The 25,182-nt window shown below is 72.6% G+C and carries 22 protein-coding genes; 12 read left to right on the forward strand and 10 right to left on the reverse strand.

Features of this window, described 5'->3' with window-relative positions:
- Positions 1-4 precede the first annotated feature (4 nt).
- Positions 5-1,657: a fumarate hydratase gene (locus MF672_RS04895; RefSeq protein WP_242376490.1), complete on the forward strand. Its 1,653-nt coding sequence runs from the start codon at positions 5-7 to the stop codon at positions 1,655-1,657.
- Positions 1,658-1,807: 150 nt separating this feature from the next.
- On the opposite strand, the gene MF672_RS04900 is transcribed toward MF672_RS04895, so the two are convergent.
- Positions 1,808-2,002, reverse strand: coding sequence for a DUF5999 family protein (locus tag MF672_RS04900; protein ID WP_242376489.1), 195 nt, complete (start codon positions 2,000-2,002; stop codon positions 1,808-1,810).
- A 580-nt stretch (positions 2,003-2,582) separates the two neighbouring features.
- On the opposite strand from MF672_RS04900, the gene MF672_RS04905 reads away from it, so the two are divergent.
- The 3 genes from MF672_RS04905 to MF672_RS04915 are packed head-to-tail and all read left to right on the forward strand — an operon-like array spanning position 2,583 to position 6,989.
- Positions 2,583-3,689: a serine/threonine-protein kinase gene (locus MF672_RS04905; RefSeq protein WP_242376488.1), complete on the forward strand. Its 1,107-nt coding sequence runs from the start codon at positions 2,583-2,585 to the stop codon at positions 3,687-3,689.
- 35 nt (positions 3,690-3,724) lie between these two features.
- On the forward strand, positions 3,725-5,557 hold the full coding sequence (locus tag MF672_RS51230) for a serine/threonine-protein kinase (RefSeq protein WP_302893159.1): 1,833 nt from the start codon (positions 3,725-3,727) through the stop codon (positions 5,555-5,557).
- Between the two features lie 43 nt (positions 5,558-5,600).
- Positions 5,601-6,989: a class II fumarate hydratase gene (locus MF672_RS04915; protein WP_242376487.1), complete on the forward strand. Its 1,389-nt coding sequence runs from the start codon at positions 5,601-5,603 to the stop codon at positions 6,987-6,989.
- On the opposite strand, the gene trpD is transcribed toward MF672_RS04915, so the two are convergent.
- Positions 6,986-8,038 (reverse strand): anthranilate phosphoribosyltransferase, encoded by a 1,053-nt coding sequence (gene trpD / locus MF672_RS04920; protein WP_242376515.1) that lies wholly within the window; start codon positions 8,036-8,038, stop codon positions 6,986-6,988. The genes MF672_RS04915 and trpD overlap by 4 nt on opposite strands.
- A 332-nt stretch (positions 8,039-8,370) precedes the next feature.
- Here trpD and MF672_RS04925 point away from each other — a divergent pair, with 332 nt between their 5' ends.
- Genes MF672_RS04925 through MF672_RS04945 form a run of 5 tightly spaced genes read left to right on the forward strand, consistent with a single transcriptional unit; the run spans position 8,371 to position 14,442 of the window.
- The gene (locus MF672_RS04925) at positions 8,371-9,123 is read left to right on the forward strand and encodes a 3-hydroxybutyrate dehydrogenase (protein WP_242376486.1); all 753 of its coding nucleotides are present in this window, start codon (positions 8,371-8,373) and stop codon (positions 9,121-9,123) included.
- 10 nt (positions 9,124-9,133) lie between these two features.
- The gene (locus MF672_RS04930) at positions 9,134-10,984 is read left to right on the forward strand and encodes a helix-turn-helix domain-containing protein (RefSeq protein WP_242376485.1); all 1,851 of its coding nucleotides are present in this window, start codon (positions 9,134-9,136) and stop codon (positions 10,982-10,984) included.
- A 31-nt stretch (positions 10,985-11,015) separates the two neighbouring features.
- Entirely contained in the window at positions 11,016-12,290 is a 1,275-nt protein-coding gene (locus MF672_RS04935; RefSeq protein ID WP_242376484.1) for an MFS transporter, read from the forward strand.
- Positions 12,287-13,285, forward strand: coding sequence for an alpha/beta fold hydrolase (locus MF672_RS04940; protein WP_242376483.1), 999 nt, complete (start codon positions 12,287-12,289; stop codon positions 13,283-13,285). Before MF672_RS04935 ends, MF672_RS04940 begins: the two co-directional genes overlap by 4 nt.
- Positions 13,285-14,442 (forward strand): alpha/beta hydrolase family protein, encoded by a 1,158-nt coding sequence (locus tag MF672_RS04945; RefSeq protein ID WP_242376482.1) that lies wholly within the window; start codon positions 13,285-13,287, stop codon positions 14,440-14,442. Before MF672_RS04940 ends, MF672_RS04945 begins: the two co-directional genes overlap by 1 nt.
- On the opposite strand, the gene MF672_RS04950 is transcribed toward MF672_RS04945, so the two are convergent.
- The gene (locus MF672_RS04950; RefSeq protein WP_242376481.1) at positions 14,435-16,432 is read right to left on the reverse strand and encodes a glycosyltransferase family 2 protein; all 1,998 of its coding nucleotides are present in this window, start codon (positions 16,430-16,432) and stop codon (positions 14,435-14,437) included. The two genes, MF672_RS04945 and MF672_RS04950, sit on opposite strands and share 8 nt — an antisense overlap.
- Before the next feature lie 91 nt (positions 16,433-16,523).
- Positions 16,524-17,135 carry an aggregation-promoting factor C-terminal-like domain-containing protein gene (locus MF672_RS04955; RefSeq protein WP_242376480.1) on the reverse strand — a complete coding sequence of 204 codons (612 nt, stop codon included), beginning with the start codon at positions 17,133-17,135 and terminating at the stop codon, positions 16,524-16,526.
- A 376-nt stretch (positions 17,136-17,511) separates the two neighbouring features.
- On the opposite strand from MF672_RS04955, the gene MF672_RS04960 reads away from it, so the two are divergent.
- The 3 genes from MF672_RS04960 to MF672_RS04970 are packed head-to-tail and all read left to right on the forward strand — an operon-like array spanning position 17,512 to position 20,110.
- Positions 17,512-18,186: a response regulator gene (locus MF672_RS04960; RefSeq protein WP_242376479.1), complete on the forward strand. Its 675-nt coding sequence runs from the start codon at positions 17,512-17,514 to the stop codon at positions 18,184-18,186.
- On the forward strand, positions 18,183-19,595 hold the full coding sequence (locus MF672_RS04965) for an ATP-binding protein (protein ID WP_242376478.1): 1,413 nt from the start codon (positions 18,183-18,185) through the stop codon (positions 19,593-19,595). The genes MF672_RS04960 and MF672_RS04965 overlap by 4 nt, the downstream gene beginning before the upstream one ends.
- On the forward strand, positions 19,592-20,110 hold the full coding sequence (locus MF672_RS04970) for a hypothetical protein (RefSeq protein ID WP_242376477.1): 519 nt from the start codon (positions 19,592-19,594) through the stop codon (positions 20,108-20,110). Before MF672_RS04965 ends, MF672_RS04970 begins: the two co-directional genes overlap by 4 nt.
- On the opposite strand, the gene phoH2 is transcribed toward MF672_RS04970, so the two are convergent.
- The 6 genes from phoH2 to MF672_RS05000 form a co-directional block, all read right to left on the reverse strand.
- Positions 20,100-21,419, reverse strand: a complete 1,320-nt coding sequence (gene phoH2 / locus MF672_RS04975; RefSeq protein ID WP_242376514.1) for an RNA 5'-3' helicase PhoH2 — start codon at positions 21,417-21,419, stop codon at positions 20,100-20,102. The genes MF672_RS04970 and phoH2 overlap by 11 nt on opposite strands.
- Before the next feature lie 213 nt (positions 21,420-21,632).
- Positions 21,633-22,394, reverse strand: a complete 762-nt coding sequence (locus MF672_RS04980) for an isoprenyl transferase (RefSeq protein WP_242376476.1) — start codon at positions 22,392-22,394, stop codon at positions 21,633-21,635.
- A 51-nt stretch (positions 22,395-22,445) separates the two neighbouring features.
- On the reverse strand, positions 22,446-22,979 hold the full coding sequence (locus tag MF672_RS04985; RefSeq protein ID WP_242376475.1) for a hypothetical protein: 534 nt from the start codon (positions 22,977-22,979) through the stop codon (positions 22,446-22,448).
- 28 nt (positions 22,980-23,007) lie between these two features.
- A complete protein-coding gene (locus MF672_RS04990; protein ID WP_242376474.1) occupies positions 23,008-23,883 on the reverse strand; it encodes a DUF7064 domain-containing protein in 876 nt (291 codons plus the stop codon).
- A 19-nt stretch (positions 23,884-23,902) separates the two neighbouring features.
- Entirely contained in the window at positions 23,903-24,310 is a 408-nt protein-coding gene (locus MF672_RS04995; RefSeq protein ID WP_242376473.1) for an SCO6045 C-terminal-like domain-containing protein, read from the reverse strand.
- Positions 24,307-25,179, reverse strand: a complete 873-nt coding sequence (locus MF672_RS05000) for an MbnB/TglH/ChrH family RiPP precursor modification enzyme (protein ID WP_242376472.1) — start codon at positions 25,177-25,179, stop codon at positions 24,307-24,309. Before MF672_RS05000 ends, MF672_RS04995 begins: the two co-directional genes overlap by 4 nt.
- Positions 25,180-25,182: the final 3 nt, after the last annotated feature.

Genomic DNA, 25,182 nt, shown 5'->3' on the forward strand with positions numbered 1-25,182 from the left:
GGACATGGGCGAGTTCGACTACACCGACCTGCTGCCGCTGGGAGCCGATGAGACCGAGTATCGGCTGATCACGACGGAGGGGGTGCGGAAGGTCGAGGCGGCCGGGCGGACGTTCCTCGAGGTCGAGCCCGAGGCGCTGCGGCTGCTCACCGAGACGGCCGTGCACGACATCTCCCACTATCTGCGGGCCTCCCACCTCGCCCAGCTCAGGAAGATCGTCGAGGACCCCGAGTCCAGCGGCAACGACCGTTTCGTGGCGCTCGACCTGCTGAAGAACGCCTCCATCTCGGCGGGCGGCGTCCTGCCGATGTGCCAGGACACCGGCACCGCCATCGTCATGGGCAAGCGCGGCCGGCACGTGCTGACCGACGGGCGCGACGCCGAGCACATCGCGCACGGCGTGTACGACGCCTACACCCGCCTCAACCTCCGCTACTCCCAGATGGCCCCGCTGACCATGTGGGAGGAGAAGAACACCGGCAACAACCTGCCGGCCCAGATCGAGCTGTACGCCGAGGACCCGCACGGCCACCCCGACGAGTACAAGCTGCTGTTCATGGCCAAGGGCGGCGGCTCGGCGAACAAGTCGTTCCTGTACCAGGAGACCAAGGCCGTGCTCAACGAGAAGCGGATGATGGCTTTCCTGGAGGAGAAGATCCGCTCGCTGGGCACGGCGGCCTGCCCGCCGTACCATCTGGCGATCGTGGTGGGCGGCACCTCGGCCGAGTACGCGCTGAAGACCGCGAAGTACGCGAGCGCCCGCTACCTCGACTCGATCCCGACGGCGGGCTCGCCCGCCGGGCACGGCTTCCGCGACCTGGAGATGGAGGCGAAGGTCTTCGAGCTGACGCAGAAGCTGGGCATCGGGGCGCAGTTCGGCGGCAAGTACTTCTGCCACGACGTGCGGGTCATCCGGCTGCCGCGGCACGGGGCGTCCTGCCCGGTGGCGATCGCGGTGTCGTGCTCGGCGGACCGGCAGGCTCTCGCCAGGATCACGCCGGAGGGCGTGTTCCTGGAGCAGCTGGAGACGGACCCGGCGCGGTTCCTGCCGGACACCACGGACGAGCACCTGTCGGACGACGTGGTGCAGATCGACCTCAACCGCCCGATGCCGGAGATCCTTGCCGAGCTGACGAAATATCCGGTCAAGACCCGGCTGTCGCTCACCGGCCCGCTCGTCGTGGCCCGCGACATCGCGCACGCCAAGATCGCCGAGCTGCTGGACAACGGCGGCGAGATGCCCCAGTACCTGAAGGACCACGCCGTCTACTACGCGGGCCCGGCCAAGACGCCCGAGGGGTACGCCTCCGGCTCGTTCGGCCCGACGACGGCGGGACGGATGGACTCCTACGTCGAGCGCTTCCAGGCGGCGGGCGGCTCGATGGTGATGCTGGCCAAGGGCAACAGGTCGAAGCAGGTCACCGAGGCCTGCCAGAAGTACGGCGGCTTCTACCTGGGCTCCATCGGCGGGCCGGCGGCCCGGCTGGCGCAGGACTGCATCAAGAAGGTGGAGGTCCTGGAGTATCCCGAGCTGGGCATGGAGGCGGTGTGGAAGATCGAGGTGGTCGACTTCCCGGCCTTCATCGTGGTGGACGACAAGGGCGACGACTTCTTCACCGACCGCACCGGGCCCGTGCTGAGCATCGGCCGCCGCTGAGCATCGGCTGCAGCTGAACTCGTGGCCGCTGGGTGCCGGGTGGGGTCTGCTCGCCGCTCGGCACCGGCGTCGGGGGTGTACCGGGATGGGGGGTTTCCCGCCGCTCGGCACTCGGCGTGCGGGGGGTGGTCGGGCCAGGCGTACGAGGGGTCAGGCCGCGAGCTGCATGGGCGCCCGGTGCGGCGGCACCATGGTGCCGTCGGGCAGCAGCAGGCCGGTGTCGTCGAACAGCACGACGCCGTTGCACAGCAGGCTCCACCCCTGGTCGGGGTGGGCCGAGACGACGTGCGACGCCTCGCGGTCAGGGGCGTCGGCACTCGGGCAGAGCGGGTAATGACTGCACATCGCGCACCTCTCTGATGGCGCTCCAGTGGTCTTGTCGTGGTCGGACACGGGTCAGAAGGGGAGCTTGCGGCCCGACGGCGTGCGAAGGTCCAGCGCCTGGGCGCTCGGCTTCCTCGGCCGGCGGCGAACCTGGGTCTGGCGCATCTTCATCACGTCCTTCGGGTGCTCGTGCTGCTGGTCGGTGTACCTTGTGGCGTACGCCCAGTGTGACGATCGGCACCGACACTTTCGGCGGCCCTCGAGCGATTGCCTCTTGTTGTTGGCTTTACCATGCCCCCGCCCCCTTACGGCACCCTTACAAGTCGCTGACCGACCCCTGTTTCCCCTGGTGGCGGCTCAGCGCTTGAACTGAACGTCCCCTACAAGGCATCATGCCCGTTTTCGGGCGACATGAGTGTGCCGACCGACACAGCCCGTGGCCGCGCGCTCTCGACGCCCGGGGGACCCTCGTACTACCTTCGGACAGAGGCCCGGCGTGGATGTGCTGACGTGACGAGTCAGGCAGGTTGACTTAAGTTCGCAACAATTTATCGGCCGCGCCTCTACTGGTCGGTTTACACAAATAGGTAAGCTGCCAGGCATGCGTGCGCCCTCCGGTTACCTTCTCGCCGCGCGCTATCGGCTTGTGGAGCCGGTCGGACGCGGCGGCATGGGCACCGTCTGGCGGGCGCATGACGAGCTGCTCAACCGCTACGTCGCGGTCAAGGAGGTGCGGCTGCCCTCCGTGCTCGACGAGGAGCTGCGCGCCGAGCTGTGCGCGCGCACCGAGCGCGAGGGCCGGGCCACCGCGATGGTCGCCCACCCGTCCGTCATCACGGTCTTCGACGTCGTCACCGAGGACGACCGGCCCTGGATCGTCATGGAGCTGCTGCGCGCCAAGTCGCTGGAGCAGCTCATCCAGGAGGAGGGCCCGCTGGAGCCGCGCCGGGCCGCCGAGATCGGCCGGCAGATCCTCGGCGCGCTGCGCGCCGTGCACGCCAAGGGCATCCTGCACCGCGACGTCAAGCCCAGCAACGTGCTCGTCACCGAGGACCGGGCCGTGCTCACCGACTTCGGGCTGGCCGCACTCGAAGGTGACGTTTCCATCACCCAGGCGGGCATCGTCCTCGGGTCCGCGGGTTACATCGCTCCAGAGCGGGTGCTCGGCTCCAAGGCCAGCCCCGCCGCCGACCTGTGGTCGCTCGGCGCGACGCTCTACACCGCCGTCGAGGGCCGCGGCCTGCACGGCCGCCGTACGGCCGCCGCCGCGCTCGCGGCGCTCACCAGCGGCGAGCCGATCCCGATGACCAAGGCCGGGCCGCTCGCGCCGGTGCTCGACGCCCTGCTCAGGATCGATCCACAGACCCGCCTCGACTCGGTGCGCGCCTCGCTGATGCTGGCCAGGGTCGCGGCCGGCGGCTCGGCGGAGGAGCCGCTGACCCCGCACCGGCCGCCGCGATCGGGGCAGGGCATGGCGCCGCCCGCGTTCGCGCGCCGGCCCACGCACCGCGGGCTGCACCGGGCGGACGTCACGGCCACCGCGGCGGTCAACGTGCCCAGGCAGGAACGGCGTCCCGGCGAGGGCGTCCATCGCAAGCGGGTGGAGCAGCGAGAAGCCCCTTCCGCTTATGCCCGATTGAAAGCCACGGTGATAAAGTTGTGCCTTCCTCGGCGGTTCTGGCCAAGAGAACTTCGCAAGCGAGGGTAAAGCACTTCCCAAGCGAGAATCGATATCTTCTTCGTATGCCGGAACAGCAGACACGCCTGCTCGCGGAGCGCTACGAGCTCATAGCCCCGCTGGGCCGGGGCACCATGGGCACGGTGTGGCGCGCGCGCGACCGCGCGCTCGGGCGCGAGGTGGCGGTCAAGGAAATCCGCCAGGACCCCGGGCTCACCGAGGAACAGCGGACCGAGCTGCGCGAACGCATGGTGCGCGAAGGCCGCATCGCCGCACGGATCAACCACCCGTCGGTCGCCGCCATCCACGACGTGCTGATCGACAACGGCAGCCCGTGGATCATCATGGAGCTCGTCGAGGCCCGCTCGCTGGAGCAGGTGATCGAGGAGGAGGGGCCGCTGCCGCCCCGGCTCGTGGCCGAGATCGGCGTCGACCTGCTCGGCGCGCTGCGCGCCGCGCACGCCCAGGGCATCACGCACCGCGACGTCAAGCCGGGCAACGTGCTCATCACCGAGAGCGGCCGCGTCGTGCTGACCGACTTCGGCATCGCCAAGGCGGAGGGCGACTCGCGGCTCACCAAGACGGGCATGGTGATCGGCTCCCCCGGCTACACCGCCCCGGAACGCGCCAGGGGCGAGTACACCGGGCCGGAGTCGGACATCTGGTCGCTCGGCGCCACGCTGTACTTCGCGGTGGAGGGGCGGCCGGCGTACGAGCGCTCCACGATCGCCGAGACGCTGGCGGCGCTGCTCACCGAGAGCGCCGACCCGCCCACCCAGGCGGGGCAGCTCAGGCCCGTTCTGAACGGGCTGCTCAACAAGGACTACCGGCAGCGGCTCAACGCTGCCAAGGCGGAGACCCTGCTGCGCATGGTCGCCGACACCCCGACGAGCGAGATGCCGGTGCTCACGGCCGAGGCTCTGATGGCGCAGGAGGCCGCTTTGCCCGACCCGTTCGCCACCCCCCAGACCCCCTCCGGAAGACCGGCCGGCGCGCCGCAGGCCGCCGCCGGGCCGCAGGGACCGGCTCCGCGCCCGCAGGGGCCCGCCGGGGCGGCGCCGCCTGTTCCGGGCTCCAAGGCCCCCACGGTGCCGCAGAACGCCTCCCAGAGCCATCACCAGGGACCCCAGCCAGGACCGCAGCGGGGACCGCAGGCCGGCCCCCAGCCAGGACCGCAGCCGGGACCGCAGACCGGCCCCCAGACCGGCCCCCAGCGCGGCCCGCACGCCGCTCAGCAGCCGGGTCGGCAGCCGGCCCCGCACTCCGGCGCCCAGCCGGGCCCGCACTCCGGCCCGCAGCGGACACCCGCCCAAAGCCCGGGCGCAGGCCCGGGCGCAGGCCCGGGCACGGGCGCAGGCCCGGGCACGGGCACGGGTGCGGGCGCGGGCCACGCGTTCGCCTCCCCGCCCTCGCCCCCGCCCGCCTCCCAGGACGGCGGCTTCGACCCCGACCGCACGGTCAGCGTCGCCCGTCCCAAGGGCCCGTACCCGGCGCCGCCGCCGCAGCAGCCCGCCGACGAGGGCGCCATCAACACGATGCGCATCCAGTCCCCGATCGGCTCCCCCGGCCAGCAGGTCTACCCGCCGACCACCCCGGCGCCCGCCGGCCGCCAGCCGAACACGGCCCCCCACCAGCTCCCGCCCCAGGGCCCCCCGCCGGGCCCCGGCCCGCAACAGCCGCAGCAGCAACAGCAGACGGGCCCGCAGTTCGGTCCCCAGCAGGGCGGCCCCCAGGTCCCCTTCGAGGGCCAGGGCCTCGGCACCGACCTGTTCGCCATCGCCGGCCCGCCCGAGCAGAAGCAGCCGGGCAACCGCAACGGCATGCTCGTCCTCATGGCGGTGGCCGCCGCGGCCGCCGTCGTGATCGCCGTCCTCATCGTGGCCCTGTTCAGCAGCTGACGCCCCGCTGACCGGCGGGTGCCGTGGGGTAAGACTGGGAGTCATGAGCGAGTTCAGGATCGAACATGACTCGATGGGTGAGGTGCGCGTGCCGGCGGGGGCCAGGTGGCGCGCGCAGACCCAGCGGGCGGTGGAGAACTTCCCGGTGTCGGGGCGGCCGCTGGAGCCGTCCCACATCGCCGCGCTGGGCCTGATCAAGGCGGTCGCCGCCGAGGTCAACGGCGAGCTGGGCGTGATCGACAAGGACCTGGCCGAGGCGATCGCGCAGGCCGCGGCCGACGTGGCGGACAACGAGCACGACGAGCATTTCCCGATCGACGTCTTCCAGACCGGTTCGGGCACCTCGTCCAACATGAACGCCAACGAGGTGATCGCGACGCTGGCCGAGGAGCGGCTGGGCCGTCCGGTGCATCCGAACGACCACGTGAACGCCTCCCAGTCGTCCAACGACGTCTTCCCGACCTCGATCCACGTGGCGGCGGCGACGGAGGTGACCTTCCACCTGATCCCGTCGCTGCGGCACCTGGCGGAGGCGCTGCGGGCGAAGGCGGCGGAGTTCGAGGGCGTGGTGAAGTCGGGGCGCACGCACCTGATGGACGCCACGCCGGTGACGCTGGGCCAGGAGTTCGGCGGCTACGCGACGCAGGTCGAGCACGGGGTCGTGCGGGTGACGGCGGCGATGGACCGGGTGCTGGAGCTGCCGCTGGGCGGCACGGCGGTGGGCACGGGCATCAACACGCCGCCCGGGTTCGCCAAGGCGGCCATCGCGAAGCTGCGGGAGGCGACCGGCATCCCGTTCGCCGAGGCGGTGGACCACTTCGAGGCGCAGGGCGCGCAGGACTCCATTATGGAGCTGTCGGGGCAGCTCAAGGTGGTGGCGGTGTCGCTGAACAAGATCGCCAACGACCTGCGGTGGATGGGCTCGGGGCCGCGCGCCGGGCTGGGCGAGATCAACCTGCCCGACCTGCAGCCCGGCTCGTCCATCATGCCGGGCAAGGTCAACCCGGTGATCCCCGAGGCCACGGCCATGGTGGCGGCGCAGGTCATCGGCAACGACGCGGCGATCACGTTCGCGGGGGCGTCCGGGAGCTTCGAGCTGAACGTGCAGCTCCCGGTGATCGCCCGCAACATCCTGGAGTCGATCCGGCTGCTGGCGAACGTCTCGCGGCTGCTCGCCGACCGCTGCGTCACGGGAATCACGGCGAACGTGGAGCGCCTGCGCGAGTACGCCGAGTCGTCCCCGTCGATCGTCACGCCGCTGAACAGGTACGTCGGCTACGAGGAGGCCGCGAAGATCGCCAAGCAGGCCCTCGCGGAGCGCAAGACGATCCGCGAGGTCGTCCTGGAGCGCGGCCACGTGGCCGACGGCACGCTGACCGAGGAGCAGCTCGACGCCGCGCTCGACGTCCTGTCGATGACCCGGCCGGGCTAGGCCGGGCGGGCGGCGCGGGTGGCGTGGGCCCAGCGGGTGAGCAGGGTGAGCGCGGCGCCGGAGTCGACGGCGTCGGCGGCCCGCTTGTAGGCGCCGGCGAGGGCGGGCACGAGGTCGTTGGCCCGCGGCGCGCCGTCGGCCGCGACCACGGCGGCGGCGGCGTTCAGCAGGACGACGTCGCGCACGGGCCCGCGCTCGCCGGCGAGCACGGTGCGCGCGACCTCGGCGTTGTGCCGGGCGTCGCCGCCGCGCAGGTCCTCGGGCCGGGCGCGGGCGATGCCGAGGTCGGCCGGGTCGAAGGTGGTGCGGGTGACGGCGCCGAGCCGGACGACCCAGACGGTCGAGGGGCCGCACGTGGTCAGCTCGTCGAGCCCGTCGTTGCCGCGGAAGACCAGCGCGGAGCCGCCGCGCTCGGCCAGCACGCCGGCGATGACGGGCGCCATCTGCTGGTGGAAGACCCCGACCGCCTGCGCCGGCGGCAGCGCCGGGTTGGTGAGCGGGGCGAGGAAGTTGAAGACGGTGGGGACGCCCAGCTCGCGGCGCGGCCCGGCGGTGCGGCGCAGCGCCGGGTTGAAGGCGGGCGCGAAGCAGAAGGTGATGCCGATCTCGTCGGCGATGTCGACGACGGCGGCGGGCGGCAGGTCGATGACCACGCCCAGCTCCTCCAGCACGTCGGCGGCGCCGGACCGCGAGGAGGCGGCGCGGCCGCCGTGCTTGACGACTTTGACGCCGGTGGCGGCGGCCACGACGGCGGCCATGGTGGAGATGTTGACGGTGTCGGCCCGGTCACCGCCGGTGCCGACGAGGTCGACGGGGTCGCCGGAGACGCGGATCGCCGCCGACCGGGACAACATGCCGTCGGCCAGCCCCGCGACCTCCTGCACGCTCTCGCCCTTGGCGCGCAGCGCGACCGCGAACGCGGCGATCTGGGCGTCCGTGGCCTCGCCCGCCATGATGCGCTCCATCGCCCAGGCGGCCTGGCGGGCGGTGAGCGACACGCCGTCGAGGAGCAGGGACAGCAGCTCGGCCCAGGTCGTGAGCCCGGCCATGGACTCGCCTCCGGGGCCGGCGGCTGCGGCGGTCTTGGCGGTGCTCTCGGCAGACGTCTTGGCGGTGCTCTTGGCGGCGGTGCTGGTCACGGGAAGCGCCCCTTTCCTGCTCGAAATGCTCGACGGGGGCGCGTGCAGATGCCGACGGCCGCCTCGTCGAGGCGGCCGTGTGCGTGTGCGCTGGAGGGTCCGCCTAGGAGGCGGGCCACCACTGCTGCGCATACGCGATCATGCTGACAACATAGCAGACGCACTGATCCACATAGCGCAGCACACACTTATGTCGCCTGCACCCATGCGTGCCGGCGCGGGGAGCGCCTAGGGTGCGGGGTATGGCGAAGGAGCTGACTGGGCGGACCGCGCTGGTGACGGGGGCGGGCGGCGGGATCGGCGCGGCCTGCGCCCGCCGGCTGGCCGCCGACGGCGCCAGGGTGCTGGTCGTGGACCTGCGGGCCGAGCCCGCCGAGAAGGTCGCCGCCGAGGTGGGCGGCACGGCGGTGGTGGCCGACCTGGCCGATCCCGGGTTCGTCGCGGCGCTGCCGGGCGAGCCGGTGGACATCGTGGTGAACAACGCCGGGTTCCAGCACGTGGCGCCGATCGAGGAGTTCCCGCCGGACGTCTTCGCGGCGATGCTGCGGGTCATGGTGGAGGCGCCGTTCCTCATCGCGCGGCGGGTGCTGCCCGGCATGTACGAGCGGGGCTGGGGCAGGTTCGTCAACATCTCGTCGGTGCACGGGCTGCGGGCCTCGCCGTTCAAGTCGGCGTACACGACGGCCAAGCACGCCCTGGAGGGCTTCTCCAAGGTGGTCGCGCTGGAGGGGGCGCCCCACGGGGTGACCTCGACGTGCGTGTGCCCGGCGTACGTGCGGACGGGGCTGGTGGAGGCGCAGATCGCCGACCAGGCCCGGGTGCACGGGATCGCGCCCGAGGAGGTCGTGGAGGACATCATGCTGCGGCCGGCCGCGGTCAAGCGGCTGATCGAGCCGGAGGAGGTGGCCGAGCTGGTCGCGTACCTGTGCGGGCCGAGCGGCTCGTTCATCACCGGCGTGTCGCTCCCCATGGACGGAGGGTGGACGGCTCATTAGCAAACACTTCTTGGAGTTGCTGGCGCGGGAGGCGTCGGCGGTGGAGTTCGAGGGGCCGATCGTCGAGGCGCGGGCGCGGGGGGCGGATCCGGCCGAGATCGAGGCGCTGGAGCAGGCCAAGGTGGAGGCGTTGAAGGTGCGCGCGCTGCTGCGCCGCCGCGCCCGGCGCGAGGCGGAGCTGTCGGCCCTGTACGACACCGCCGGCGACCTCGCGGCCCTCCGCGACCTGGACGCCGTCCTGGAGGCGATCGTGCACCGGGCCAGGCAGCTGCTCGCGACCGACATCGCGTACATGACGCTGCACGACCCGGAGCGGGGCGACACCTACATGCGGGTGACCGACGGGTCGATCTCGGCGAAGTTCCGGGCGTTGCGGCTGGCGATGGGGGCGGGCCTCGGCGGGCTGGTGGCGCAGACGGCGACGCCGTACGCGACAGCCGACTACTTCGCCGACCCGCGTTTCCGGCACGAGGGCCACATCGACGAGGCGGTCAAGGAGGAGGGCCTGGTCGCGATCCTCGGCGTGCCGCTGCGGCTGGGCCAGCGGGTGATCGGCGTGCTGATGGCGGCCAACCGCAGCGCCCGGCCGTTCCACCAGGAGGAGGTGTCGCTGCTGGCGAGCCTCGCGGCGCACGCGGCGGTGGCGATCGACAACGCGCGGCTGCTGCAGGAGACCAGGAACGCGCTGGAGGAGCTGTCGCAGGCCCACCGCGCGCTGCGGGAGCACGGCGAGGCGGTGGAGCGGGCGGCGCTGGCGCACGACCGGATGACCTCGCTGGTGCTGCGCGGCGGCGGCATCGAGGACGTGGCGGCCGTGGTGACGGACGTGCTGGGCGGCTCGCTGGCGGTCCTGGACGACCTGGGCCGGCCGCTCACGGGGCACGTCGGGGAGCTGGACGCCGGGGTGTTCGAGGCGGCGCAGGCGTCGCGGGCGCTCGGCCGCACGGTGCGGCGGGGCGAGCTGCTGGTGGCGTCGGTGGACGTCGGCGGCGAGCCGTTGTGCACGCTCCTGCTGCGCAGCGACGACGCCGACGAGCGGATCCTGGAGCGGGCGGCGCTGGTGTGCGCGCTGCTGCTGCTGTTCCGGCGGAGCGTGGCCGAGGCGGAGGGCCGGGTGCGCGGCGAGCTGCTGGACGACCTGATCGCCCGGCCGGGCTCCCCCGGCCTGGCCGACCGGGCGCGGCGGCTCGGGGTGGACCTGGGCGCGCCGCACGTCGTGGTGGTGGTCAAGCACGGCGGGCAGCGGGAGCGGGCGGCGTTCTGGGCGTCGTCGCAGGCGGCGATCAGGCACGGGCTGGCGGCGGGCCGGGGTGACGAGGTGGTGCTGTTGCTGCCGGGCGAGCACGCGGGGGCGCTGGCGGGGCGGGTGGCGGCGGAGCTGAGCGCGTCGCTGGGCGCGCCGGCGACGGCCGGCGCCTCCCCGGTGACGACGGGGACGGTCGCCGCCGCCTACCAGGAGGCCCGCCGGTGCGCGGAGGCGCTGATCGCGCTGGGCCGGGCCGGCGACGGGGCGAGCGCGGCCGAGCTGGGCTTCGTCGGGCTGCTCGTCGGGGAGGGCCGCGACGTGCGCGGCTTCGTGGACCGGGTGCTGGGCGCGGTGATCGACTACGACGCGCGGCGCGGCACGGCGCTGGCCGACACGTTGTCGGCGTACTTCGGCACCGGCGGCTCGCCGTCGCGCACGGCGGAGGCGCTGCACATCCACGTGAACACGGTGACGCAGCGGCTGGAGCGGGTCGGGCGGCTGCTCGGCGACGGCTGGCAGGAGCCCGAACGCGCCCTGGAGCTCCAGCTTGCGCTGCGGCTGCACCGGCTCGGCCACACATCCATCCAGCAGACTGTGGGCCCGGACTCCATATGAGTGACGCCGGTCACTCCTTACCGTGACCGGCATGGCCACTTCCATCAAGAAGATCGTCGCCGCGAGCCTGATCGGCACCACCATCGAGTGGTACGACTTCTTCCTGTACGGCTCGGCAGCCGCGCTCGTGTTCAACAAGCTCTTCTTCCCCGGGTCCGATCCGCTGACCGGCACGCTGCTGTCGTTCCTCACCTTCGCCGTCGGTTTCATCGCCCGCCCGCTCGGCGGCCTGGTCTTCGGCCATTTCGGCGACCGGCTGGGCCGCAAGACGCTGCTGGTCATCAGCCTGCTGATGATGGGCACGGCGACGTTCCTCATCGGCTGCCTGCCGACGTACGCGACGCTCGGCCCGTCCGCCGCCCTGCTGCTGACGGCGCTGCGCCTGGTGCAGGGCTTCGCGCTCGGCGGCGAGTGGGGCGGCGCGGTGCTGATCGTCTCCGAGCACGGCGACGACGCCCGCCGCGGTTTCTGGGCCTCCTGGCCGCAGGCCGGCGCGCCGGGCGGCAACCTGCTGGCGACCGGCGTGCTGGCGATGCTGGCCGCCTGGCAGTCGGACGAGGCGTTCCTGGCGTGGGGCTGGCGGGTGCCGTTCCTGCTGTCCGGGGTGCTGGTGCTGATCGGCCTGTGGATCCGGCTGACGATCTCCGAGTCGCCGGTCTTCCAGCAGGCCCCGCCGGAGCCCAGGGCGCCGATCGTGGGCGTCCTGATGCACCACTGGAAGGACGTGCTCGTCGCCATCGGCGCCCGCCTGGCCGAGAACATCTCCTTCTACCTGCTGACCGTCTTCGTCATCACCTACGCCAAGAGCACCGGCGTCGCCAACTCGACCGTGCTGACCGCGGTGCTCATCGCCTCGGCCGTGCACTTCGTGACGATCCCGATGTGGGGCGCGCTGTCGGACCGGGTCGGCCGCCGCCCGATCTACCTGGCCGGCGCGGCCGGCATCGGGGTGTGGATCTTCGCGTTCTTCCCGCTGGTGGACACCGGCAACATCTTCGCGATCACCCTCGCCGTGATCGTCGGCCTGCTCTTCCACGGCATGATGTACGGCCCGCAGGCCGCGTTCTTCTCCGAGCTGTTCGGCACCAGGATGCGCTACACCGGCGTGTCGATCGGCGCCCAGCTCTCGGCGATCGTGGCGGGCGCCCTCGCCCCGATCATCGCCGTGTGGCTGCTGAAGGTGTACGACAGCAGCCTGCCCATCTCCGTCTACCTCGGCCTGGCCGCGGTGCTGACGCTGGGCGCGGTCTACGCTGCGCGGGAGACGCAGGGCCGCGACCTGGCCGAGAGGACCCACGTGCGATGAGAGTCACCACCCCCCGCCTCACCCAGAACGTCCTGACCGTCCCGGGCAGGGACACCGGCGAGCCCGTGCTGTTCGTGCACGGCAACGTCTCCTCATCCGCCTTCTGGCGCGACGCGATGGCGGCCCTGCCGGACGGCTACCGCCCGCTCGCCGTGGACCTGCGCGGCTTCGGCGACACCGACCCCGCCCCCGTGGACGCCACCCGCGGCCTGCGCGACTACTCCGACGACGTGCTGGAGTTGGTCGAGGCCCTGGGCGCGGAGCGGGTGCACCTGGTCGGCTGGAGCATGGGCGGCGGCGTCGTGCTGCAGGCCCTGCGCGACCGCCCGGCCGTGGTGCGCAGCGTCACCCTGGTCAACCCGGTCTCCCCGTACGGCTTCGGCGGCACGGAGGGCCCGGACGGCCGGCTCACCCACCCCGACGGCACGGGCGCCGGCGCCGGCGGGGCGAACCCCGACTTCGTGGCCCGGCTGCGGGCCGGCGACCTGTCGGACGAGGCCCCCACCTCGCCGCGCAACGTCTTCCGCGCCTCCTACGTCAAGAATCCCGTCCCTGACGAGGACCACTACGTCCGCGCCATGCTGACCACCCGCACCGGCGAGTTCCACTACCCGGGCGACGCCGTCACCTCGGCCGCCTGGCCGGGGGTCGCGCCGGGCAAGAGCGGGGTGCTCAACACCATGGCGCCGACCTACTTCCGGCTCGACGACCTGCCGGAGATCGACCCCAAGCCGCCGATCCTGTGGATCAGGGGCGCCGACGACGTGATCGTCTCCGACACGTCCCTGTTCGACCTGGCCCACCTCGGCGCGCTCGGCGTGGTGCCCGGCTCCCCCGGCACGCCGGCCCAGCCGATGGTGACGCAGACCAGGGCGGTGCTGGAGCGTTACGGCCGGTACCGGGAGGCGGTGCTGGACGACTGCGGCCACAGCCCGCACCTGGAGCACCCGGACGAGTTCGGCCGCCTGCTGGCCGCGCACCTGAAGGAGGCGTGATGCTGGTCGCCCTCACCCTCGTCGCGAGCCTGCTCACGCCCGCGCAGCCCGCGCAGCAGTCGCGGCTCACCGTGCCCGGCGCGGAGAAGCAGGTCGTCGCCCACCTGGACGACCTGACCACGGCCGGCACCACGGCCACCGGCCACACCGACCCCGCCGACTGGGCGGGCCTGCACTCGGCCGCCACGGTCAACCCGACCGGCGTGCCCGGCACCCAGATCGACGGCTACTTCCCCGACACCTCCACCGGCAACGCCACGCACGGCTGGAACCACGACTCCCAGTTCGTGATCAGGCTCCCCGACCGCTGGAACGGCGGCCTGGTGGTCAGCGGCACCCCGGGCAACCGGGAGCAGTACGCCAACGACTACACGATCGCCGACTGGGTGCTGGCCAAGGGCTACGCCTTCGCCGCCACCGACAAGGGCAACGTCGGCGCCGCCTTCCACGAGGACGGCCGCGAGCCGGGCGACGCCATCGCCGAGTGGAACCACCGCGTCACCCAGCTCACCGTCGCCGCCAAGGCCGTGGTCCGCCAGCGGTACGGCAGGCAGCCGGCGCGCACGTTCGCGGCCGGCATCTCCAACGGCGGCTACCTGGTGAGGTGGCAGCTGGAGAACCGCGGCCGGCTCTACGACGGCGGCGTGGACTGGGAGGGCACGCTCTGGCGGCTCAAGGGCGACAACCTGCTGACCTTCCTGCCGCCGGCGCTGAAGGCGTACCCGGACGAGGCAGGGGTGCGGGCGGCCGGGTTCGCGGCCGGGTCGGAGTTCCTGTGGCCCTTCCACCGGCAGTACTACTGGGAGCTCACCCAGCAGCTCTACCAGAAGGAGCTGGACCCGTCCTACCAGGGCGCCCCGGCCGACTACGACTACGCCGCGCGCAAGCCGTACGCGGCGATGGCCAAGATCGCCCTGACCGGCCGCATCACGAAGCCGCTCATCACGATCCACGGCACGCTCGACACGCTGCTGCCCATCTCCCGCGACTCCGACGTGTACGCGAAGATGGTCGGCCCGCACCGGCCGTTCCGCTACCACCGGATCGAGGGCGGCAACCACCTCGACAGCCTGGTCGACCTCTACCCCGACCGGCTCAGGCCGATGCTGCCCGCCTTCCGCGACGCGTTCGAGGAGCTGGAGGGCTGGGTCAGGTGAGGTAGCGGTGCCTGCCCGCGCGCGCCAGGCGCACGATGTGCCGCGCGCCGGGCACCCGCCGGCCGAGCCGATGCAGCGCGGTGTCGCGGCCGAGCGGCGAGGGCCGCTGCGGGTCCACGGCCGCGGACGGGCGCACCTGCACCCGCCCCCTGCGCACGCTCAGCGCGAAGCGCAGCCCGACCTCCTCCTCGGCGGAGCGCAGGAAGGCCAGCCAGCCGCCCGGCCCGAGGTGGTCGGCGGCCGGCCAGACGCGCCGCACCGGCAGCTTGGCCACGAGCTGCCCGGCGAGCTTGCCCGGCACCCCGGCCTCGGCCAGCGCCGGGGCGCTCACCTCGCGCTCGCGGCCGCGCCGGGTGCTGCGCAGCACCAGCTCCAGCGGCGGGCCGCCGCTCGGCGGCACGTACGGCACCGGCAGCACGACGTAGGCGTGCCCGTCGAGCTGCTTGACCTCGGCCCCCGACGACACCAGCGCGATCGACTCGGCGAACGAGCGGGGCTCGACGGCGAGCCCCAGCTCCCCCTGGTCGGACCAGCAGGGCACGACGAGCCGCATCCGGGGCCGCTGGGCCAGCACGCCGAGGCAGTTGAGCGGGCCCTCGGGCCTCCGCACCCGGCTGCGCGCCTGGTTGGCGCCGCCGTACATGCGCACGTGCACCTCCCAGTGGCCGGGCTGCAGCGGCTCGCCGAGGGCGGCGGCGGTCACGTCGATGCGGGCCTCCGCCTTGATCTGCACGCGGGCCCGGCGGCGGCCGTCGGGGACGACCTCGACGCGCTGGGCGAGCGGCAGGAAGTGGATGACGCCGGTCTCGGCGTGGCGCACGTAGACCTCGATGCGGGCCCGCTCGACGGCCTCGCTGACGTTGGTGACGCTGGGGTGCAGCAGCTTGGCGTCGATGGAGCGCGGCGGCATCCAGTGCAGGCGCGGGCCCTCCACGCGGTAGCGGTCGGGCCGGCCGTCGCCGCCCTTGACCTCGACGGTGAGCTCGAGCACCAGGACGTGCGCGTCCCAGCGCACCTCGGTCAGCTCGGAGCGGAGGCCGCCGCGGCGCGTGGAGTTGGACATCAGCACGATCTGGTCCAGGCGGCCCATCCGCACGAACGCGGCGACCGCGCGGAGCTGGACGGGCAGGTGGCGGTCCAGCTTCTCGGGGAAGCGCTCCTTCATGAGGTCCTGGACCAGCCGGAAGTGCCGGCCCCGGTCCACGGAGGAGTCGGCGAACCTGCTGGTCAGCAGCGGGCGCAGGACGGCGTAGCGGTACCAGTAGGCGTACATGCGGTCGCGCTGGCGGCCCTCGCCGACGTAGGTGTCGATGTCGTCGAGCAGCGTCCGCAGCTCCTGCACCATCGCGTGCGGGTCCTCGGCGGCCGGCGGCCGCTCGCCGAGGTGGCAGCAGACGTGCTCGGCGAGCACCGCGATGACCTTGGCCTGGAGGTAGGCCCGCATGACGAACGCCTGCTCGGCCAGCCGCCCGCCGGCCACGGCGAAGCCCAGCTCGTGCTCCTCCAGGAAGGCGCGGCGGTAGAGCTGCTGGGGGCCGAGCAGGGAGAGCAGGCGGTCGCGCAGGATGTCGGCGCGGGCGGTGCTGCGCGCGAAGGCGATCATCGGCGGGCCGTGGTCGCGCACCAGGCGGCCGATCAGCACGTCGGCGTCGGTCTCGACGGCCCGCTCGTACATGCGGGCCAGGGCGTCGCGCTCCAGGCGGTCGCCCTGGTCGAGGAAGAAGACGTAGTCGCCCTGGGCGCCGGCCAGCCCCACGTTGCGGCCGCGCGAGGGCGAGCCGGTGTACGGCAGGTGCAGCGCCCGCACGTTGGCGCGGGCCCCGGCTATGGCGTCCAGGCGCTCGGCCGTGCCGTCCGTGGACCCGTCGTCCACGAGCAGCACCTCGAAGTCGTCGGCGGGCATCGTCTGCTCCATGGCGGAGCGGATGCACGCGTCCGCGACGTCACCCGGATTGCAGACATTGACGATCACACTGACCTTCACACCCATGCGGCCAGCCTGTGCCCCGCCCGCCGGTCCTGACGTGACGGCTTGCCGATTGCAGGAGGAAAGTTGACCTTGCCCAACGTCCCCTTGGGGGCTAGTACCAGCCGGTGGACTGCGAGTGGCCCCAGGCGCCGCAGGGCGTGCCGTAGCGGCCCTTGATGTAGCCGAGGCCCCACTTGATCTGGGTGGCGGCGTTGGTCTGCCAGTCGGCGCCCGCGCTCGCCATCTTGCTGCCGGGCAGGGACTGCGGGATGCCGTACGCGCCGGAGTAGCGGTTCATGGCCCGCTCGTTCCAGCCGCTCTCCTTCTGCCAGAGCGCCTCCAGGCAGCCCCACTGGTCGGCGCCGAAGCCGAAGCTCGCCAGCAAGGCCTTGGCGGTGGCCTTGTTGCTGCCGGGCGAGGGGTCGCTGCCGGGCGGGAAGTTCCTGGCGGGGAAGCCGTCGCCGCCGGGCGCCTTCTTGGGCACCACCCACGACAGCTCGTCCTCGTGGTCGCCGGCCCCGTCGCGGTTCTTCTTGAGCTGGGCGGCCCGGTAGGCCCGCTCGGCCGCCGCCTTGAGCGCGTCGGTCTCGGGGTCGGGGGCCGACAGCTCGCCGCTGGCGAGCTTGCCCATGTCCTCGATCGTGAACGCGGGCGTCACCGGCTTGTTCGCGTTGTCGATGGCGCGCAGCGCGATGAAGGTGCCGCCGCCGCCCACGACGGCCACCGCGACGACCGTGATGACGACGGTCTTCGGCTTGACGCGGCGCCTCTGCCGGCGCGCCGAGGGGACATCGGTTGCAGGGGGGCGCTCACTCAAACGCGGACCGGGACTCACGATCCCTGAGCTTGCCCTGTCATGGGGGGTGCTGCGCAACCGAAACGCGGTAATCGCTTGGTGTTCCCTTGCCTAACCAGCACGTTAGCGCGGCATTTCGGGATACTGTGACATTGATCACACTATAGGGACTCCCCTTCGTGCCCCCGTTGACCGAAGGGAAGCCGCTTTCAGGGTGTCGGCGCATCTTCCCGATCGCTTCAACTTGACGTCACAGTTTGGTGACACAACCCGGCTATACGGGACATGGAATAATAATGTGCGCGTGGCAGGCATCCTTCTCGTCGAAGACGACCCCTCGGTCCGCACCGCTCTGGAGCTGGCGCTGACCCGGCAGGGGCACTCGGTCACGTCGTACGCGACCGGCGAGGAGGCCCTCGACCACATCAGGGCCCGCCGCCCGGAGATCGCCATCCTCGACGTCATGCTCCCCGGCATCGACGGCGTCGAGGTGTGCCGCCGGGTGCGCAAGCTGGACCAGCTCCCCGTCATCCTGCTCACCGCCAGGGGCGACGACCTGGACATCGTCGTCGGCCTGGAGGCCGGCGCCGACGACTACGTGGTCAAGCCCGTCGAGCCCCGGGTGCTGGACGCGCGCATCCGGGCCATCCTGCGCCGCGCCGAGTCGGCCGCCTCCGACCGCATCACCTTCGGCGACCTCGTCATCGACCGCGGCGCGCTGAAGGTCACGCTGGCCGGCAAGGAGATCCACCTGACGCCGACCGAGCTGCGGCTGCTGCTGGAGCTGGTCCGCCACCCCGGCCAGGTGCTCAACCGCCGCTACCTGCTGCGCGCCGTCTGGGACCACACCCACATCGCCGACTCCCGGCTGGTGGACGCCTGCGTGCAGCGCATCAGGGCCAAGATCGAGCCGAAGCCCGCCGAGCCCGTCTTCATCCACACCGTGCGCGGCTTCGGCTACCGGTTCAGCCCTCCGTGATCCCGCTGCCGACCGGGCTGCGCGCCCGCCTGGTCATCACGTTCACGCTCGTCGCCGTCACCGCGTCCACGCTGGTGGCGACGATCGGCTTCGAGCTGGCCAAGACCGCGCTGGTCACCAGGACCGAGCGCACCTCGATGGACCTGGTCACCCGCGAGCTCGGCGGCGTCGACTTCCCCGTCGGCCGGCTGCGGCCGGGCGAGGCCGCGCCCACCACCAACGAGCTGAACCGGCTGGCCCAGACGCTCAGCGCACCCGGCCGCGGCGTGGTGGTCGAGTACGGCGACCTGGTCTCGGTCACCGGCCCGATGACGCTCGGCGACGTGCCCAACGAGCTGTACGGGCGGGCCAAGCAGAGCGTCGTGACCCAGCGCCGGGTCATCAGGAACGAGCTGTGGCTGATCGTCGGCGCCGAGGTCTACCGGGACGCCAGCGGCGTGCCCGAGGCCACCGGCCTGCGCGCCTTCGTCTTCTTCCCCATGCGCGCCGACGTGAGCCAGCTCGACACCCTGCGCGTGCGGCTCTTCCAGGGCGGCATCGCCATCGTGGTGATCGCCCTGGTCGTGGCGCTGCTGTCGGCCCGCCAGGTGCTGCTGCCGGTGCGCCGGCTGAGCGCCGCGGCCCAGGCGCTCGGCGAGGGCCGGCTGGACACCCGCCTGCCGGTCCACGGCCAGGACGAGCTGGCCGGGCTGACCGCCCGCTTCAACGACGCCGCCGCCGCGCTGGAGCTGAGCGTGTCCGAGCTGCGCTCGCTGGAGGCCATGTCGCGCCGGTTCGTGGCCGACGTCTCGCACGAGCTGCGCACGCCGCTGACCGCCATGACGGCCGTGGCCGACGTGCTGTCGGAGGAGGCCAGCCGGCTGCCCGAGGCGCCCGCGGAGGCCGTCCGGCTGGTGCTGCGGGAGATCGAGCGGCTGCGCGAGCTGGTCGAGCACCTCATCGAGATCAGCCGCTTCGACGCCGGCACCGCCACGCTCAACCTGGAGCCGGTCAACGTGGCCGACGCCATCGCCGACTGCCTGGAGACGCGCGGCTGGAGCGATCAGGTCAAGGTCAACGCCTCCCAGGGGCTGACCGCCAACCTCGACCCGAGGAGGTTCGACGTGATCGTGGCCAACCTCGTCGGCAACGCGCTCAAGCACGGCGGCCCCCCGGTCGTGGTCAACGCCAGGAGCACGGAGAACGGGCTGGAGGTCAAGGTGCGCGACCACGGCAGGGGCATCCCGCGCGAGGCGCTGCCGCACGTCTTCGACCGCTTCTTCAAGGCCGGCGCGGGCCGGGCCCGCAGCCAGGGCAGCGGCCTCGGCCTGGCCATCGCCCGCGCGAACGTGCACCTGCACGGCGGCACCATCTCCGTGCGCGCCCAGGACCCCGGGACCCTCTTCACGGTCTGGCTGCCGCACTCATGAGAGCCGTCCTCGCCCTCCTCGCCCTCCTCGCCCCGCTGGCCGCCGCCGCCTGCGGCATCTCGCCCACCGACGTGCAGGACCGGGGCAACGCGCCCACCATCAGGATCCCGCCGCCGTCCAAGACGATCTACCTGATCCGGGACGGCAAGCTCGCGCTGGAGCCGGCCGACGTCGGCGACGACACCGTGGAGAGCCTGCTCGGCGCGCTGTTCGACGCCTCCTCGCAGCCGCTCGGCGACCGGGAGACGGCGCTGCGCGGGTTCACGTACCTGCGGACCAAGGACTCGCTCAACCCAGTGCAGCGCGACGAGATGCAGCTCCCGCGCACGCTGACGCTGACGGTCTACATCCGGGGCGAGGGCACGCTGAGCGACCTCGCCAAGGCGCAGATCGTCTGCACGGCGCAGCAGGACGCGGCGTACGAGCAGGTCAAGATCGTCCGGGACAACGAGAACCGCCCCCCGAAGGACGAGGGGCGGTACACCTGCGGCGATCTGCGCGGCGCTACATCGTGATGTCCTCCAGCATCTCGGTGACCAGCGCGGCGATCGGCGAGCGCTCGGAGCGGGTCAGCGTCACGTGCGCGAACAGCGGATGGCCCTTCAGCTTCTCCACCACCGCCACCACGCCGTCGTGCCGGCCGACCCGCAGGTTGTCGCGCTGGGCGATGTCGTGGGTGAGCACGACCCGCGAGTTGGCGCCGATCCGGCTCAGCACCGTCAGCAGCACCCCGCGCTCCAGCGACTGGGCCTCGTCCACGATCACGAACGCGTCGTGCAGCGAGCGGCCGCGGATGTGCGTCAGCGGGAGCACCTCCAGCATGCCCCTGTCGAGCACCTCCTCGATCACCTCGGGCGTGGTGACCGCGCCCAGCGTGTCGTAGACCGCCTGCGCCCACGGGCCCATCTTCTCGCCCTCGGTGCCCGGCAGGTAGCCGAGCTCCTGGCCGCCGACGGCGTAGAGCGGGCGGAAGACGACCACCTTGCGGTGCTGGCGGCGCTCCAGGACGGCCTCCAGCCCCGCGCAGAGCGCCAGCGCCGACTTGCCGGTGCCGGCCCGGCCGCCCAGCGAGATGATGCCGATCTCCGGGTCCATCAGCAGGTCGAGCGCGATGCGCTGCTCCGCGGAGCGGCCGTGCAGGCCGAACACCTCGCGGTCGCCGCGCACCAGGCGCACCGACTTGTCCGGCAGCACCCGGCCGAGCGCCGAGCCCCTGGCCGACAGCAGCCGCAGCCCGGTGTGCGTGGGCAGCTCCCTGGCCTCCTCGATGTCGGCCGTGCCGTGCTCGAAGAGCGTCTCGACGTCCTCGGCGGTGACCTGGATCTCGGCCATCCCGGTCCAGCCCGACTCGTGCACCAGCTCGGCGCGGTACTCCTCGGCGGTCAGGCCGATGGAGGCCGCCTTGACCCGCATGGGCAGGTCCTTGGAGACCAGCACGACGTCGCAGCCCTCGGCGGCCAGGTGACGGGCCACCGTGAGGATGCGCGTGTCGTTGTCGCCGAGGCGGAACCCGACGGGCAGGATGGAAGGATCGCTGTGATTGAGCTCAACCCTGAGCGTGCCGTCCCCCGTCGGCGTCGGCATGGGCTCGTCGAGCCTGCCGTGCTTGATCCGCAGATCGTCGAGATAACGCAGGGCCTGCCTGGCGAAATAACCGAGCTCTGGATGGTGTCGCTTGCCTTCCAGCTCGGTGATCACGACGATCGGCAGAACCACGTCGTGCTCGGCGAAGCGGGTCAGGGCCGCCGGGTCGGCCAGGAGGACCGACGTGTCGAGCACGTAGGTACGCTTGGCCGGCTGGGTCGTAGGGTTGCTCGAGGACACTGCCACACGTTCTCCCCCGGGCGCCCCACGCGCGGGCGCCCTGCAGACGAGGCGGGAATCGGACCGGACCCGCGTTCCCCGACCGTGACGTGCCGGTGGTGCCGGGTTCCGGCCCCCCTCGGCAAGTCATCGTGCAAAGGCGGGCCCTCTCCGGAGTGTCCGACCTGTGGCCGGACACTTTCAACGTTACGTCCTCGATACCCGAATGTCGTGTCAAGAACCGTAACGTCGATGTCTCGCAGCGTAATCGCGCAGCGCCCGCAGGAAATCCACCCTGCGGAAGTCGGGCCAGTAGGCCTCGTGGAAGTAGAACTCGGAATGAGCGCTCTGCCAGAGCATGAAGCCCGACAGACGCTGCTCGCCCGAGGTCCGGATGAGGAGGTCCGGGTCGGGCTGGCCGCGAGTGTAGAGATGCTCGGCGATGTGCTCGACATCGAGTACCTCGACGAGGTCCTCGATGCTCGCCCCCTTGCTCGCTTGCTCCTGGAGCAGTGAGCGCACCGCATCGGCAATCTCACGTCTTCCTCCATACCCAACTGCAACGTTCACAATCAGGCCTGGACGGTGTGATGAAGCTTCTTTTGCATTTTTCAGGACATTCGCCGTGCGGGCGGGGAGCAGATCGAGCGCCCCGACGGGGATGATCCGCCAGCCCTCGTCCACCAGCTCGCGCGTCACGTCCTCGATGATGCGCAGAAGCGGCTCCAGCTCCTCACGCGGCCGGTTGAGGTTGTCGTTGGAGAGCATCCACACGGTGACGACCTCGACGCCCGTCTCCCGGCACCAGCCGAGCAGCTCGGAGATCTTGTCGGCGCCCTTGCGGTGCCCGGTGGAGACGTCGCTCATGCCCATGGCGCGCGCCCAGCGGCGGTTGCCGTCGATGATGACCCCGACATGCCGGGGGATGCTGTCCCGGGACAGCTTGGCCTCCAGCCGGCGCTCGTACAGCCGGTAGACCAGGTCGCGCAGGCCCACGGAGTGTCCTCCCCAGCGGTATGCCTTCGTCAATGACCCAACAGGCAATTATCACCGCGTTTCGCCCGTGCCTGCTCCCTCTATCGCATTCCTCGCCAGATCTCCGCCTTCCAGACATCCTTCGGCCTCCCGCACGAGACCGCGCACGAACGACGACAGCTCGGCGGAGGTCAGCACCGCCCGCAGGCCGACGCCCGTGGCGCCCCACGCCTCCACGTAGGCGCGCCTGGTCACCCGCCACCGGCCGCCCTCCCACAGCGGGATCGTGCGCAGGCGGCAGCTCAGCTCGCCGCCCGCCGGGCCCGACCTGCTGCGGTAGCGGAAAGAGAACAGCTCGCCGTCCGGCTCGTCGCCGGGGAAGCGGTCGTCGGGGTCGGCCCAGGACGGGGCCGCGCCCTCGCGGGCCTCGTCCACGCCGCGCGCCAGGCGGCTCAGCAGCCAGCCGCAGCGCTCGCCCACGCTGCCGTACGGGTCGCCGTCACGGTGCAGCTCCAGCGTCACCTCGTACGGGGCGCCGACGCTGTCGCGGCACGCCACCGGCGTGACGCTCAAGTAGGAGCCGTCGAGGCAGCGCAGTCCCCCCATGCACCCTGCGTTTCCCGGGCGTCACCCGCTAAACCCAGGCGTGCGAGCGCCATCCCGGCGGCTGGTGCCACTCCGTCCAGCCGTGCCCCGAGCGGCCGTCCTCGGCCTCGAACCGGCACAGCGCGCGCGGGAACGCCGCCACCGCGTTCTCCGGCGACACCAGCGTCACCGGCGCGAACGCCACCGGCCGCGCCGTCACCGCGAGGCCGGGGAAGCGCAGCACGGTCTCCGCCGGCCGGTCGCCGTCGAACGTGGTGGCCGCCGCGAAGCCGCCGGCGTGCGCGAGCTCGCCGCCCGGCGGCACGGTGAACGCCGGCCACGGCAGGTCGAGGCCGAGGTTGGCGCGCATGCCGTGCAGGAAGGTGCCGTCGGACAGCCGGGCGCTGCTCCACATCCAGGAGATCGACCACCAGTCGCGGACGCCCCAGCTGTGGTCGCGCTCGCCGTGGCCGCGGAAGGGGCGGCCGTCGATCGTGCCGGTGACCTCGCAGGGGATCTCGTAGCGCGGGGTCAGGGAGTAGCCGTAGACGCCGCCCGCCGTGCGCCACTCCAGGTCGAGCGAGAGCGCGTCGGAGACCAGCCGGACCCGGGCCGCGCCGAACGGCTCGCCGGCCTGCTGGGACGCCTCGTAGCCCGCGCCCCGCACGGTCAGGGCGGGGTCGCCGCCGGCGGGGAGCGGCGCGTCGTGGTCGATCACGGACGCGGCCAGGCCGCCGGGGGTGACCAGGCAGGCCCAGTACCAGGCGCGCTTCCAGTTGGGGTAGAGGCCCAGCCGGACGTAGCCGGCGAGCTCGCCGTCGCCGGCGACGAAGTCGAAATAGTAGGACTCGTTCCACAGCGGCTCGCCGCCGGGCTCGTGGACGTGCTCGTCCAGTGGCCACTCGCCCATGTTGACGATGCGCATGTCGCCTCCCGGGCGCAGCTTACGGCACGAGCCTGGACCACCAGCGGGACCTGCGGCGGGGCCGGTCCTCCGCCGCCATCAGGCCGCGCTCGCGCAGCCAGGCGGCGAAGTCGTCGGCGTCGGCGCGGTAGCCGGGCGGCGGCTCGGTGCGCGCGCGGGCGTACGCGGCGAACTCGGCGGCCAGCTTCGGCCCCGCCGCCACGGCGGTGTCGGGACGGATGCGCGCCACGATGGCCCGCCGCTTGGCGACCAGGCTGGCCGCCTGGGCGCGCATCCGGGCCTGGTCGAAGCCCTCGGGCACCTCGCCCGCCGCGACCAGCGCCCGCACCACCCGGGCCTGCGCCTCCGCCAGCCGGGCCTGCGCCTCCGCCAGTCGCTCCTCCTCGGGCCGCTCCTCCTCGGGCCGCTCCTCCTCGGGCGGGCTCATCGGACCCGCTCCGCGCCCGCGGCCATCGCGGCCCTGATGCGCCCCAGCTCGGCGGCGAGAACCGCGTCGCTCGGGAACTCGTCGTCCCACTCCAGCAGCACGCCGGGCGGGGCCGCGCGGGCGCACAGCTCGGTCAGCAGGTCGAGGACCGGCTCGGGCGCGGCCGTGGTGTGGGTGTCGTGCCAGATGCCCTGGTGCTCGTAACCGCCGGCGACGTGCACGTACGCCAGGCGCTCCAGCGGCAGGTCGTCGAGCGCGGCCACCGCCGACAGGCCCAGGTTGACCTGGTTGGTGTAGAGGTTGGCCACGTCGACCAGCAGCCGCACCCCCGTCCGCTCGACCAGCTCGGCGAGGAAGCGGCCCTCGGTCAGCTCGTCGTCCGGCCAGCCGAAGATGGCGGCCACGTTCTCCAGCGCCAGCGGGACGGGCAGCGCGTCCTGGGCCCGGCGCACGTTCTCGGTCACCACCCGCAGCGACTCCCGGGTGCGCGGGATCGGCAGCAGGTGCCCCGCCTCCAAACCGCCGCCCCTGACGAACGCCAGGTGCTCGCTGACCAGCGGCGCGTCCAGCGCCTCCGCGCAGGCGGCCAGGTGCGCCAGCCGGCCGGGGGACGGCGGCTCGGCCCCGCCGATCCCGAGCGACACCCCGTGCGGGATCACCGGCACGCCCTTGGCCCGCAGCAGCCGCAGCGACTCCGGCAGGTCGCCGGGCCGCAGGTTCTCGGCGATGGCCTCGACGAAGTCCACGCCCGCCAGACGCTCGACGGTGAGGTCCAGCTCCGACCGCCAGCCGATGCCGACGCCCAGCTCCGTCCGCCCGTTCCCGTCGTCCCGCTCCCCCGTCATGCCGCCGCTCCTGTCTCCCCGCACCTC

It is taken from the genome of Actinomadura luzonensis (genome assembly GCF_022664455.2).
Taxonomy (GTDB): Bacteria; Actinomycetota; Actinomycetes; order Streptosporangiales; family Streptosporangiaceae; genus Nonomuraea; species Nonomuraea luzonensis.